Here is a 13522-nt window from a genome sequence, read left to right as displayed (position 1 = left end):
CCCTTCCCCTACTACGGCGCGAGGACTACTTCTTCTTCCAATACCCCTTAGCGTAGCCGTGCCCCTTGGGCACACCCAGCTCCCGCCGCGCCCAAATACGCACGGGATGAATAGACCCGGACTCACCCGCCAACCAGGTACACACCGACCCCTCCGGCAGGGGATAGCCCATCACAGCCTCAGCCAACGCTCCGCGTTGGGCAGAATCCACCCAAACCACCTCAAAATTCTCAGAGGCAGCAATCGCCTGCCGTGACGACTCCCCAGGCACCTCAATCACGGCCACACCCCGGGCGCTCGCGGGCAGGCTCTCGATCCAACGGGCCATACCGGGTAGGCCGCTTTCGTCCCCGGCTAGCAGGTAAAAGTCGTAGTCCTTGCTGATGGAGTACCCCGACTTCGCCCCCAGAAAATGGGCGTTATCGCCCACAGCAACGGTGCGGGCCCAGGTCGTCCCAGCCCCGTGCTCGTGCAGCATGATGTTGATTTCCAGCGCCCCGGTGCGCTCGTCAAAGTTCCTGACCGTGTACTTGGCGGTGGTGGTCGGCTGGCTCCATCGCGCCTTGCCCTTCTCAAAGGTCGGCGTGGGCAGTACCTCCCCCTTCTTGCCGGTGATCAGGTAGACGTACTCACCCACCAGCCCCTGGGCCTCAACCCACTTGCCGTCAGCGGGTTCGGCAATCACCCGCATGACGGTGGGGGTCAGGTTCCCCACCTCGGTGACCCGGTAGTGGGCGTAGCCGCCCCGGTACTTGCCCGACTTCATGGGCTGGGGGTAGGACGTCCCCGCCCTGCCCCGGCTGCCCCCGGCAGCTTGGGGGCGGGCTGGGTTCTGCACAGGGGAGGCCGTGAGCGCCGCCCCCTGCCCGGCGGCGAGCGCCTTTTCCAGCTTCTCCACCCGCTTGAGCAGCTGCTTCTGCCCCTTCTTCAGGTACTTCACCTCAGTCTTGAGCTCCTTGAGCTGCTCCTTGGCGTCCTTGCCCTTGCTCTTTGTGCTGCCCACCGGCGTCCTTTCTCTGGCTACGACCAGCCCCTCTTGGCACTGGCCGGCTCAATCTCTAGTACTTAAGTACTCTAGCTAGAACCCATGCTACCGAGATAAAGTTAAGCCCATCACACCAATGTAGTTGTGGCACCAAGGAGGCACCCATGACAGCTACCTTCACCCCAACCAGCTCCCCGCTGGGAAAGGCCGCCTGCTGGCTGACCTGGGGCGGGTTCAGTCTAGCGATTTTCACGCTCATTGCCTGGTTTGCATCGTTAGGCTTTTACCAACCTGACCTCGCCCTTGTTTTTATCCTCATCCCCCTCGCAGGCTTTATAGGAATCGCTTTCTACAACCTCGGGCTGATCCTTGGCCTGGTTGCTATCTACCGGGGCCAGGCCAAGACGGCACTCCACTGGGGGCTCTGGCTCCCCATCGCACTGGTTGCCCTGCTCTTGCTCATCGCCTGGGCAGGGGCCCTTCTCTTACAAGGCCCGGCCCTGCACCCCTAGGAGAACCCCATGTCAGACATCCCCCAACCCCACGTCACCGGTTTTCACACCGCCAACCCCCGCAATGCTAAGTCGGCTACCGTTCTGACGGCTATCGGTGCCGTCCTCATCCTGGCCCCCGTAGCGCACCTACTCGCTGTCCCCCTCGGCCTCATGGGCGTGCCCGTCGCCAAAGAGTGGGTAGCCTACAGTTACGACCCCTTTAGTGCCAATATCCTTCTTGCTATCGTGGCCCTAGCCCCCGGCTACTTCTGCCTCCTCGCAGCCCTACGCCGCACCCCCTCCATACCCCGCCTTATCGCAGCAGCCACCGCCCCCACCCTGGTACTGCTCTATGCCCTCTTTGCCGTCTACTACTACCTCACCAGCATCTAGTCTCACAGCGAATCGGTGGTCTCCGGGCGCTCGCAGGTGAGATGATAGAAGCTCACCGTTTTCTTCACCACCGAGGGGGCCGCCTTGTCTGAGAGCCAGTCTGAGTTCGTCCGTACACCACCGCACGACGACACCGCCGAGCAGTCGGTACTGGGCGGCATGATGCTCTCCAAGGACGCCATCGCCGACGTCGTTGAGGTCATCGGCGGCGGCGCTGACTTCTACAAGCCCGCCCACGAGATGATCTATGAGGCCATCATCCACCTCTACGGGCACGGCGAGCCGGCGGACGCCATCACCGTAGCCGACGAGCTAACCAAGCGCGGCGAACTGAACCGCGTGGGCGGGGCAGCCTACCTGCATTCCCTGATTGCGGGCGTCCCCACCGCCGCTAACGCCGGTTTCTACGCCGAAATTGTGGCTGAACGCGCCATGCTCCGCCGCCTGGTTGAGGCTGGCACCAAGATTGTGCAGCTGGGCTACTCCGGCGACGGCGAGGCTGAGGCTCTGGTCAACGCCGCCCAGGCCGAGATTTACGGTGTCTCTGCCAACAACACCAAGGAAGACTACGTCCCCCTCTCTGAGGCCATGAACAGCACGGTCGAAGAGATTGAGGCCAACGGCTCCCGCGACGGCGGCATCCACGGCGTGCCCACCGGCTTCATCGAGTTCGACGAGCTCACCGCCGGCCTGCAGGCCGGGCAGATGATCGTGATTGCGGCGCGTCCGGCAATGGGTAAAGCGCTCGCCCTTGATACCCCCATCCCCACCCCCACAGGCTGGACCACCATGGGCGATATCCGCGTGGGCGACACCGTTCTGGGTGCAGACGGGCACCCCACGACCGTCACGAACGCTACCGACGTGATGACCGGGCGGCCCTGCTTCAAGGTCATTTTTGATGACGGAACCGAAATCATTGCCGACGCCGAGCACCAGTGGCTCACCGAAACCCGCGCGTCCCGTCGGGCCCGCTCGTCAGCTCTGGCGGGTTCAGGCGGAGGGCGTGTGCGGACGTCCGTGGGCGCGCAGGTGCGCACCACCGCTGAGATTCGTGAGACGGTTCGCTGCGCGACGGCTGACCGTCGAGCCAACCACTCCATTGCTAACACCCACCCACTCCAACTGCCCGAAGCTGACCTACTAGTCGCCCCCTACACCCTGGGAATTTGGTTGGGTGATGACTCAACAGCCTTGGCTCCGAGTGCTGAGAGCCTACGTACTCTGGGCGTTCTGAATAATAAGCACATTCCTATGCAGTACCTACGGGCCTCTGAAGCGCAGCGCCGAGCTTTGCTGGCAGGGCTGCTCGATAGCGACGGCACTGTTACAAACGCCGGGTGTATTCAGTTCACGGTGACGAACCGCCAGCTGGCACTTGATACCCAGGAGCTGGCGCTTTCTTTGGGGTACCGCACGGGTATGGCAACGAAAAAGGTCAAGGGTAGTAGCGAGGCTACGTCGACGGCCTACAAGCTGACCTTCTCTTCCTCTGATTCTGTTTTTGCTCTGTCTCGCAAGAAGCAAATGCACCGTGGCCGCGATGCCCGTCCGACCGCTAAGCGGAGCTCTCGCTACATTGTTGCTGTGGAGCCTGTTGATTCTGTACCGGTGCGCTGTATTGAGGTGGATAATGAGCAGCATCTTTTCTTGGCTTCTCGCGCTTTTGTGCCCACCCATAATTCTACGTTTGCCCTAGACATCGCCCGGTCTGCTGCCATTAAGCACGGTATGACCACGGTGTTCTTCTCGCTGGAAATGGGCCGCAATGAAATTGCTATGAAGATTCTGTCGGCTGAGGCTGGCATTAATCTGTCCGACCTACGCAAGGGCAAGCTGGACGATGACCAGTGGGCCAAGATTGCTACCGCCATGGGCAAGATGGACTCCGCTCCGCTCTTTATCGACGATTCACCCAACATGACCCTGATGGAGATTCGCGCTAAGGCCCGCCGCCTGAAGCAGAAGAATAACCTCAAGCTGATTGTTCTGGACTACCTGCAGCTGATGAGCTCGGGTAAGAAGGTTGAGTCGCGCCAGCAGGAAGTTTCGGAGTTCTCGCGTGCCCTCAAGCTGATGGCTAAGGAGCTTGAGGTGCCCCTGATTGCCCTCTCGCAGCTGAACCGTGGCTCTGAGCAGCGTACCGACAAGAAGCCGCAGGTGTCGGACCTTCGCGAGTCGGGCTGTCTGACTGCCGATACTCGTGTGCTTCGCTCTGATACGGGAGCTGAAACAACGATGGGCGAGCTTTTTGAGCAGGGCGCTCAGGACGTCCCGGTATGGTCCCTGGGGGGCGATATGCGTTTTGTGGAGCGGCACCTGACCCACGTCTTTTCTACGGGCGTGAAACCTGTGTATCGTCTAACGCTAGCTTCGGGTAAGACCCTGCGCGCTACCGCCAATCACCCCTTCTTTACCTACACAGGCTGGAAGGGTCTGGGTGAGCTTGCAGTTGGGGATCGTTTGGGTGTACCCCGCCACGTTAACGGGCCGTCTGCCCGGACGCACTGGAGTGACGAACAGGTCATCGAAGCTGCTTCTACAGCACCTGTGCTGGGTGTTCCCTCTAAGGTATTTTCCTTACCGAAAGAGCAGATTCGCCTTTTCCTGCGCTCAGTGTTCTTAGGCGTACAGACTGTAGATTCATCGGTTACGGTAAATCTGCCTCGACCGGTTGCTGAGCAGGTAAGCCTTCTGCTTCTACGTTTTGGTATTTCAACGGTCGTTGAAGATGGTTCTCTGTCTGTGACTGAGTCGGATGATTTAGTCCGGTTTAGCTTTGAGGTTCAAGAAATCGAGATTCCGGACGCCGGTGTTCCGCTGGGTAGGAATGAGCAGGTCTGGGGGCAGGTAGGTGATGTTTTGAGCGAACCTACTCGAGTAGCTGATGCTCTTACATCTGCTGGCGTACGCACGAGTGCTCCTGTGCTGACTCAAGTAGCTAGCGTCCTTGATGCCGCTGAGCTCGACATGCTTGCGGTCAATGACCTTTTCTGGGACACCGTCACTTCTATCGAGTACGAGGGGGAAGAAGAGGTCTTCGACGCCACTGTGCTAGGGGACCACAACTTCATCGCCAACGGCATCACCGTTCATAACTCTATTGAACAGGACGCTGACATGGTCATTCTCTTGCACCGCGAGGACTACTACGAGAAGGAATCAACCCGCGCAGGCGAGGCGGACGTCATCGTCGCTAAGCACCGTAACGGCCCCACCAAAACCATCGCGGTCGCCTTCCAGGGCCACTACTCGCGCTTTGCCAACATGGTGCACGATTCCTACACCGGCACCGAAACCTTCTAACCCCAGCCTAAAAACAAGCCCCCAGGAGACGGCCCTCTCGTTAGAAGAGACCATCAAACAGCGACAGCTGCTCCTGGGGGCTCTTCTTTTTCGACTCGGGCCGGGTCTTACGGGAGCGAGAATTCCCCTCAAGGTAGCTCCGAACGGCAGGTGCGGTGCGTTCAGCCAGTTCATCGGTGCTGAGCGCGGCAAGGTGGGGGAGCTGTAGAAGGTAGCGCCCCACGGCTAGCCCCAGAAGTTGGGTGCTGAGGAGCTCCGCGGACGCCTCATCCAGGCTAAGCTTCAGCGGGTCGGCACAGCTTTGGGTAAGGTGCTGCGCCAGAGCTTCCTTGATGGCGGGTGCCCCCGTGGCTGACGCAAGAGCCGAACGAACTAGACCTATAAGCAGCGGCCCTGTCTCGGGTGATTCCCACAGGTGCAGGTAGGTCGCGACAAGATCGGTAGCCCGGTCGCCGCTGCTGAGTGTTGTGGCCTGACTGGTTGAAAGTTCCATCACCTCATTGAGCAGGGTTGTAAAGAGTGCTTCTTTTGACCCAAAGAAATGTCGAATGAGGGCGGGGTCAACCTTGGCCTGCGCAGCGATAGCCCGTACAGAAGTACCCTCGAACCCGTGTTCAGCAAAGAGATTGGTTGCTGCCCGCAAAATGTCGTCGCGGGAGCGGGTGCCGCCGCTGCGTCGTCCGCGGGGGGAGCCGGAAGTAGTAGAGTGCTGAGCTGCCATACGCCCAGTCTACCCAAAATTCCCCACCTGTAGATGAAATTCATCAAGTGTGGAATAATATCCCCACTTGTTGAATTATGTAGAGTGGGCTAAAAGACTCGTTCGCGAACCCTGCTAACTCATCACCTGAAAGAGCACCATGAACTTCTCTACCCTGCATGAAACCCTGGTTGCGGCGTCCAATCCCGCCAATGCTGCCCCCATGGTCGCCTATATGCGCAATCAATTCCCCTTCCTGGGAATTAAAACCCCGCAGCGCCGGGAACTCATCAAACCCCTGCTGGCAGAGGCCCGGGTAGAAGCGAAGACTCAGGGCATAGACCGCAGCTTCATTGAGGCCTGCTGGCAGGCCCCGGAACGGGAGTTCCAGTACGCAGCGCTCGATTATCTACACGCCCTGCGCCGCTACCTCGAACCTGAAGACATCGACTGGTTGCGGGATTTCATCGAAGAGAAAAGCTGGTGGGACACCGTTGACCGCCTCGACACCATGGTCGGCGAAATCCTCTGGCGTAACCCCAACGACGACCTCATTCTTGACTGGGCGCAGGACGCCAACATGTGGGTCCGGCGCGTCGCCATTGACCATCAGCGCCCCCGCAAGGCCGCTACCGATACCGTCCTGCTCGAAGAAGTCATCACCCTCAACTTTGGTTCTAAGGAGTTCTTTATCAATAAGGCCATTGGCTGGTCCCTGCGCGAGTATTCCAAGACCGACCCCGCCTGGGTTGCCGACTTCATTGCCCGCCACGGCGCCCGCATGGCCCCTCTGAGCGTGCGCGAGGGCTCTAAGAGGCTCTAGATAAATGAATGATTGGCTGGTATTCTGAAGCGTAGAAGCCCCGGTGGAGCGCTACTTCAAACTTGTTTTGGAGTATTCTCGCCGGGGCATTGTCATATCACAAAGGAGTGATGCCTAGGATGCAGGAAACTTATTGGGTAGAGCAGTGGCTTTCAGCAGAAAGATGGGAAACCTATAAGAGCGCCGCCCAGGAAGATTTTGATTTAGCTCTGCGTCTGTACGAGTGGAATACTCAGCTGGCAGGGGCAATAATGCACGATGTTGCCCATATCGAAGTTGCTCTTCGCAATGCTTATGATCGTCTGCTTTCTGACTCATGGTCTGGTTCAGATCACTGGTTACTTGACTCTCTCTCACCTGTGAGGACCCCTCTAATACGAGTAAGGAATGGACAGCAAAGAGACCTGAATGCTCGTAACCGTTTAAGTATTGATGAAGCGGCGAAACGTACTCGCTTATCGAACCCCCTACCTGGGCAAATTATTGCTGAGTTATCTTTTGGGTTCTGGCGTCACCTTACTTCAGCGGCATTAGAGAAAACCTTATGGGTGCCCTACCTGCACGAAGCTTTTCCTGCTAGAACAGACCGGAAGAAAGTAGATCGTGCACTTGCTCTTGTGAACGGTGTGCGTAACCGTGCAGCGCACCACGAGCCTTTATTTACTAACAGAAGGTTGCAAGAGATTACTGCGGCCCATCAGGCTATCGGTATGCTCGCTTTCATGTTTCTCCCGGAGCTCGGTGAGCATCTTCGCCAAACAAGTTCTGTGAACTTGTATTTAGAAAATCGTCCCTCGGAGTAGGGATTCTTCTGTCATTTCCACCCCGGCGGTACCCTGGTGTTATGACTTCCTCAGCTTCCTCACCCCGCGCGTCCGCCGCTCCCGATGCCGGCCTGCTGGTCGGTAAGACCATTGCCGTGACGGCCTCCCGTCGTATTCAGGAGCAGGTTGCTGCTTTCGAGCGGCAGGGTGCGCGTGTGCTGGTGGCCCCCGCCGTCCGTATTGTGCCGGTAGCAGACGACACCGAGTTGCACGCGGCCACCGACCACATTATTGCCCACCACCCCGACGTCCTGCTGGTCACTACCGGTTACGGCCTGAACGGCTGGTTTGATTCTGCCCGCGAGCGCGGTCTTGAGGAGCAGCTGAGGCAGGCTCTTGCGGGGGCTACGATTTTGGTGCGTGGCGCTAAGGGTAGGGGTGCGGTGCGTGGTTTGGGGTTTGAGGACGCCGGTATGGCGGCGCAGGAGCGCACGTCGGCTTTGGTGGATTTGGCGCTGGAGCGCGGTGTTGCGGGTAAGCATGTGGTGGTGCAGCAGCACGGGTTGCCGGATGCGGCGCAGGAGGAGCGCCTGGTGGCTGCGGGGGCGCGGGTGACGGCTGTGGTGCCGCACCGGTGGGAGGCTCCTGAGCGTCCTGAGCTGGTGGATGAGCTGATTGATGCCCTGGTGAACTCTGAGCTGGATGCGGTGACGTTTACTGCTGCTCCTGCGGTGACTGCCCTGTTTGAGGTGGCGTCTGCTCGGGGTGTGCTGCCACAGGTAGTTGAGGCTTTTAAGGCGGGAATTATTGCTGCTGCTGTGGGGCCGGTGACGGCTGAGCCGCTGGAAGAGGTGGGCATTACCCCTCTTGCCCCCGAGCGTTTCCGCCTGGGGGCTCTGGTCAAGGAGCTAACCGCAGCTCTTTCTGATAGGTAGGGCCGGTGGGTATCTTCGAGCCGCCGCAGGGGTGGGGTCCTGCGCTAGTTGAGTATTTGGGGATCGAGCCCTGGCGTATTCCGGTGGTGATGCTCTCTGCTGTGGGTATCTACCTGACCTTTTTGGTGCTGGTGCGTATCTTCGGTGTGCGGGTGCTGAGCGGCTGGAACGGTTTTGATGCGGTCATCATCATTATGTTTGGCGCGGTGGCTGGCCGTGTGATTATTGGGCACCCGCCGACGCTGGCGTCGGGCATGGTGGGTCTGGGCACGCTCATGCTGCTGGAGAGTATCTTTGGTGCGGTGCAGTCGGTCACCGGTATTCGGCATATCAACCACAAGCCCCGGGTGATTATGGCTCATGGCAAGTTTGTGGTGCGCCATCTGAAGCGCTCGCATTTGGCGCCGGCTGAGGTGTACGCGGCCCTGCGGAAGGCCGGGGTGTCGCAGCTGAGTCAGGTGCAGTGCGTGGTGCTGGAAGCTACCGGCCAGCTGTCGATTGTGCGTGAGGGCGTGGAGATCGATCCGCAGCTGCTGCGTGGAGTGGTGGGCGCCGATAAGGTGTTGAAGAAGCGGCCAGGACGCCCGAGGTAGAGCTAGCTCTACCCGACAGCTGGGGTGCGGGTGGAGTAAGAGTAGAGACCGCCCCACTGTGCGCGGGCGGTAGCCGCGAAAGAATAGAAGTATGACAAGCACCGATTACACCCTGCATGACGCCGCACCTGCCGCACCCGCGGCAGGGAGCCAAGCACCGGCGTCCTTTGATACTGACCCCGCCGGCCAGCCCAAGCCCGTCAAGAGCCTGTGGCGCCGTATGGCTAACCCCTTCTATATTTTCACTGCTGGCCCCTGGATCGCGTTTGCCGTGCTGGTAGCCCAGGGCATTGTTGCCTCCCTGGTGACGGGTCTGACCGCCTCCATTATCGGTATTGCGGTTCTACCCTTTGTCGCTATCGGGTTTGCGGTCTATGAGCGCTGGCGCCTGGCAAAGACCGGCCACGGGGTGATCGCCAACGGTCACGTCGACTACCCCAACGCCAGCTTCTGGCAGGGAGTCCTCTTCCGTCTCAAAGAAATTGCCACCTGGCGCGAGGTCGGCTCCCTGGCGCTGACCACCCTCTGGGGCTGGCTGGCCGGCATAATTCTTGCCGCAGAAATGAGCCTGCTGGCGGTACTGGCTGGCTTCACCTACTACACCGGCAGGGGCAACAGCCTTTATATCGATATCGACTGGGGCCAGAGCATCGATTTCTTCACCGACTACCAGTACAACTATCTTGCCGACAGCAACAGTAACCTGCTGAACGGCCCCATTACCGAAATCTCCCCCCAGTACTGGTGGGTCTTCCTGGCAGCTATCCCCGTTCTGCTCATTATCTTCGCCTACGTCAACGGTCTGCTGGCTGCCACCGGTGGAAGCCTCTCCAAGCTCATTCTTTCTCCTCGCCCCGAGGAGCAGGAGCGTCAGCTGGCCCGTCTGACCGCCTCCCGCGCCACCATCGTCGACGCCTTCGAGGGTGAACGCCGCCGTATCGAACGCAACCTGCACGACGGCGTCCAGCAGGAACTGGTCAACCTCAACCTGCGCCTTGGCCTAGCCGAGATGGAAGCGAAGAACCTGGCTGCCGACACCCAGGACGCCCGCGCCGCAGCCCTACTCAACCACGTCACCGAGGCCCGCACCCAGCTCTCCCACGCCCAGCAGACCCTGCGCGACACCGTCCGCGGTATCTACCCGGCAGTGCTCGAAGACCACGGCCTCAAAGCCGCCCTGGAAGAACTGGTGCGCCACAGCGTCCTGCCGGTCCACCTGACCTACGACGCCCCCACCCGCCTGCCGCGCGATATCGAGCGCACCGCCTACTACACCGCCAACGAGGCCCTGACCAACACCCTCAAGCACGCCCAGGCCCAGTTTGTCTCACTCTCTACCTTCGTAGCGGGGGAGTCCCTGGTGGTTACGGTAGAGGACAACGGTATCGGCGGCGCTGACCCCGCCCGTGGCACCGGACTCGCCGGCCTGGTAGAACGCGCTGCTGCCCTGGGTGGCACGGTACAGGTAGATTCCCCTGCCGGTGGGCCCACCCGCCTGACCCTCGCCCTGCCCCTACCCAAGGGCTCAACAACCCTGTAGCGTTTCACGTGAAACGTTGTCACGAAAGGTGCCCCATGCGCATTATCCTCGCCGAAGATTCCGCCCTGCTCCGCCAGGGACTGACGATGGTGCTAGGAGCGCTGGGGCACTCCGTGCTTGCAGAAGCCGAGGACGCCCCCACCCTGCTCACCGCCGTTGATGCGGCTATGGCGGGGGAGGGTGTCGACGCCGTCATCACCGATGTGCGTATGCCTCCCACCCACACCTCTGACGGCCTCAAAGCCGCCCTACAGCTGCGCGAGACCTACCCCGGCCTGCCCATCGTGGTGCTCTCCCAGTACATCACCACCGCCTACGCCCGCGAACTTTTCGCCCGCTCTGCGGCGGGGCTGGGCTACCTGCTCAAAGACAGGGTGGGGGACGTCGAAGAATTCGCCCGCGCCCTTGAAACCGTGGTGGCAGGTGGCACCGTCATCGACCCGGACGTCGTCCAGCACCTTCTCGGCGGCACCTCTAGCGGGCAGATACCCGGCACCCCGGCGGGTACTTCCGGTGCGGACGCCCCCACCCCCTCTCCCTACCCCGGGGCAGGGGGCAGCGGGGGAGCGTCCGCCCGCCAGTCCGGCCAGGCAGCGCACCCGGTAGGGGGCAAGCTGGCCAGGCTTTCCCCGCGCGAGCTGGAAATCCTGCGGCTCATGGCCCAGGGGCGGTCAAACGCAGAGATTGAAGCTGAACTTTTCATATCCCCGGCAACCGTCGCCAAGCACGTGGGCAATATCTTCGACAAGCTCGACCTACCCGCCGATACCGGCAACCGCCGCGTCCGCGCGGTCTTGGCTTTTCTAGAGGGGTAACTATCTATAAAAGGTGGAACAGGCTCACGCTCGCTGTCGACCCTCTCGCTGGTTCGCAAGCTGGCTCGCAAGCTCGCCAGATTCGCACCGAGATTTATTTTCCTCGCGCGCTCGGAATCTCGGTGCTCATCACCAGCGATTCACGCCAGCCCCGTGCCAACAGCTTCGCTGTGAGCCTGTTCCACCTTTGCCTTGTTAGTAACTCGTTCTATTTCTGAATCATGGCCTGCGCCAGCACCTCAAGGCCGCGGTGGGCCTGTTCCGTGCTGGGGGAGAGATTAGAAATCATTAGCTCGTCGGCCTGTACCGAATCAGCGAAGCGGGTGAGGTAGTCACCTACCTGCTCCGAGGCGCCTACCGCGGTGTAGCGCAGCATGTCCAGGATTTGCTGGCCCTGGGGTGAAGCGACCAGCATATCCAGCTCGTCGTCGCTCAGGTCGCGGTCATCTAGGCGCATCATGGACTTCACCCGCTGCCGGTGCGCAATCACCTGCTGGGCGCGGGCGTCCTCTTCTGTATCGGCGGCAATCACGTTAGCCGCAGCGATCACGTAGGGCTGCTCTAGTTGCTCTGAGGGGGTGAAGCGCTCGCGGTAGACCGCTATGGCCTGTTCCAGGTGAGTGGGGGCGAAGTGGGAGGCAAAGGCATAGGGCAGGCCCAGGGCGCCAGCGAGGGAAGCACCGAAGAGGGAGGAGCCCAGAATGTAGAGGGGCACATTGGTCCCTGCCCCCGGGGTGGCGTGGACGCCGGGCACCCGGGTGTCCCCGCTCAGATAGCCGGCGAGTTCCTGGACGTCCTGGGGGAAGTTCTCTGCGTCCTGCGGGTCCCGGCGCAAGGCGGCGAGGGTGCGCATGTCGGTACCGGGTGCCCGGCCCAGGCCCAGGTCGATGCGGTCGGGGTACATTTCGGCCAGGGTGCCAAACTGTTCTGCCACGGTAAGAGGGGAGTGGTTGGGCAGCATGACACCGCCAGCTCCCAGTCGAATGGTTGAGGTCTGTGCACCAACGTGGGCAATAAGCACTGCCGGGGCTGCTGAGGCAATGCGCTGCATGTTGTGGTGTTCTGCGTACCAGATGCGTTCGTAGCCGAGTTTCTCTGCGTGCTGGGCTAGCGCTACAGAGCGTTTGAAGCTGTCTGCGGGGCGTTCACCCGGGAAAATGAGGGCAAAGTCGAGCAGGGATAGGGCTGGCATGGTGAATGTCCTTCTCTATATAGGGGTTGTGTACGCCTGGCATAACGGGCAGAGAGGGGTGCAATATTCCTTGAAAAGGGGTCAGGGAGGGCAGTTTGGGGGAGTTTTGAAGGTTTTTCAAAGAATTTTAGGTGTAGTGGGTCATAGATGTGAGCCATAGACCTGCCTCACTGACCGCCTGTGACTAGGTGAAATACTGTTGGTGGAGGTGCTTTGCGGGGCTAAAAATGGGTGTACGGACGCCTGTGGGTGGTTTTTGGGGTCATTTTCGACTTGCGAAGTGTTTTGAACCTGCGTAGAGTATTACGAGTCGCCACGGCACAGGGGAAACCCGCCAAGCGACAAAACACCTAGTCACATAGCGAATTCAGGCCCAAGCCGGAGCCGAGAAACCTCACCTCAAGCGAGTGAGATTTTGAAGTAATAAACCAGCCAAAAGCCACTGTGAAACACAACACGGAACACCGAGTTGACACACAGAAAAGAAACGCGATAGACTAGACGAGTTGCCCAAACGGGTAACACGAAAAACTGAGAATGACCGATACGAAACACCGGCCAGTTTTACTGGCTAGGGTTGAGAATGCGGTTTGTTGCTTGAAAACTCAATAGCGTACCAATGTTATAAATAACATTCTTATCGTCCATCATCACAATACCAAGACCACAACGGTCCTGGAGTGATATGGAAATTGAACTGATACCAAATATTTATACAACATGTGAGAAACCAACGGTTTCTCACAGAATTTGATAATCAATTGGTTTCAGATTCGTCAGCTCGAACCACACCACCCCGTGGTGAATGGTTCGCTAACAATCAGAGACTAGGATCATCAACTACTTCATTTTTTCAACGGAGAGTTTGATTCTGGCTCAGGACGAACGCTGGCGGCGTGCTTAACACATGCAAGTCGAACGATGAAGCCCAGCTTGCTGGGTGGATTAGTGGCGAACGGGTGAGTAATACGTGAGTAACCTG

Annotated in this window: 12 protein-coding genes and 1 rRNA gene; 10 read left to right on the top strand and 3 right to left on the bottom strand. The window is 59.7% G+C overall.

Going from position 1 to position 13522, the window contains the following annotated elements; all coding sequences use genetic code 11:
- Positions 1-25: 25 nt before the first annotated feature.
- The gene (locus L6762_RS09460) at positions 26-1003 is read right to left on the bottom strand and encodes a siderophore-interacting protein (RefSeq protein ID WP_237187006.1); all 978 of its coding nucleotides are present in this window, start codon (positions 1001-1003) and stop codon (positions 26-28) included.
- Positions 1004-1149: 146 nt separating this feature from the next.
- Between L6762_RS09460 and L6762_RS09455 the strand changes: the two genes are divergently transcribed.
- The 3 genes from L6762_RS09455 to dnaB all read left to right on the top strand — a co-directional run bounded on the left by L6762_RS09455 (position 1150) and on the right by dnaB (position 5178).
- Complete coding sequence (locus L6762_RS09455) at positions 1150-1497, top strand: hypothetical protein (protein WP_237187005.1); 348 nt, start codon at positions 1150-1152, stop codon at positions 1495-1497.
- Between the two features lie 9 nt (positions 1498-1506).
- Positions 1507-1872, top strand: a complete 366-nt coding sequence (locus tag L6762_RS09450; protein ID WP_237187004.1) for a hypothetical protein — start codon at positions 1507-1509, stop codon at positions 1870-1872.
- Positions 1873-1956: 84 nt separating this feature from the next.
- A complete protein-coding gene (gene dnaB / locus L6762_RS09445) occupies positions 1957-5178 on the top strand; it encodes a replicative DNA helicase (RefSeq protein WP_237187003.1) in 3222 nt (1073 codons plus the stop codon).
- A gap of 40 nt (positions 5179-5218) precedes the next feature.
- Here dnaB and L6762_RS09440 read toward each other — a convergent pair whose 3' ends face one another.
- Positions 5219-5899 (bottom strand): TetR/AcrR family transcriptional regulator, encoded by a 681-nt coding sequence (locus L6762_RS09440; protein ID WP_237187002.1) that lies wholly within the window; start codon positions 5897-5899, stop codon positions 5219-5221.
- Positions 5900-6038: 139 nt separating this feature from the next.
- Here L6762_RS09440 and L6762_RS09435 point away from each other — a divergent pair, with 139 nt between their 5' ends.
- From L6762_RS09435 to L6762_RS09410, 6 genes are all read left to right on the top strand, one after another.
- Positions 6039-6701: a DNA alkylation repair protein gene (locus L6762_RS09435; RefSeq protein ID WP_237187001.1), complete on the top strand. Its 663-nt coding sequence runs from the start codon at positions 6039-6041 to the stop codon at positions 6699-6701.
- Positions 6702-6820: 119 nt separating this feature from the next.
- On the top strand, positions 6821-7504 hold the full coding sequence (locus L6762_RS09430; protein ID WP_237187000.1) for an Abi family protein: 684 nt from the start codon (positions 6821-6823) through the stop codon (positions 7502-7504).
- A gap of 41 nt (positions 7505-7545) precedes the next feature.
- Positions 7546-8400, top strand: a complete 855-nt coding sequence (locus L6762_RS09425) for a uroporphyrinogen-III synthase (protein ID WP_237186999.1) — start codon at positions 7546-7548, stop codon at positions 8398-8400.
- 56 nt (positions 8401-8456) lie between these two features.
- Positions 8457-8993, top strand: a complete 537-nt coding sequence (locus L6762_RS09420) for a DUF421 domain-containing protein (protein ID WP_237186998.1) — start codon at positions 8457-8459, stop codon at positions 8991-8993.
- A 91-nt stretch (positions 8994-9084) separates the two neighbouring features.
- On the top strand, positions 9085-10533 hold the full coding sequence (locus L6762_RS09415; RefSeq protein ID WP_237186997.1) for a sensor histidine kinase: 1449 nt from the start codon (positions 9085-9087) through the stop codon (positions 10531-10533).
- 35 nt (positions 10534-10568) lie between these two features.
- Positions 10569-11348 (top strand): response regulator transcription factor, encoded by a 780-nt coding sequence (locus L6762_RS09410; protein ID WP_237186996.1) that lies wholly within the window; start codon positions 10569-10571, stop codon positions 11346-11348.
- A gap of 208 nt (positions 11349-11556) precedes the next feature.
- On the opposite strand, the gene L6762_RS09405 is transcribed toward L6762_RS09410, so the two are convergent.
- Positions 11557-12540 (bottom strand): LLM class flavin-dependent oxidoreductase, encoded by a 984-nt coding sequence (locus L6762_RS09405; protein ID WP_237186995.1) that lies wholly within the window; start codon positions 12538-12540, stop codon positions 11557-11559.
- Positions 12541-13393: 853 nt separating this feature from the next.
- Here L6762_RS09405 and L6762_RS09400 point away from each other — a divergent pair.
- Positions 13394-13522 (top strand): 16S ribosomal RNA (locus L6762_RS09400); the annotation flags it as partial.

This window comes from Rothia nasimurium (genome assembly GCF_928381705.1).
GTDB classification, from domain to species: domain Bacteria; phylum Actinomycetota; class Actinomycetes; order Actinomycetales; family Micrococcaceae; genus Rothia; species Rothia nasimurium_G.
This window is presented reverse-complemented; position numbering and strand designations above follow the sequence as displayed.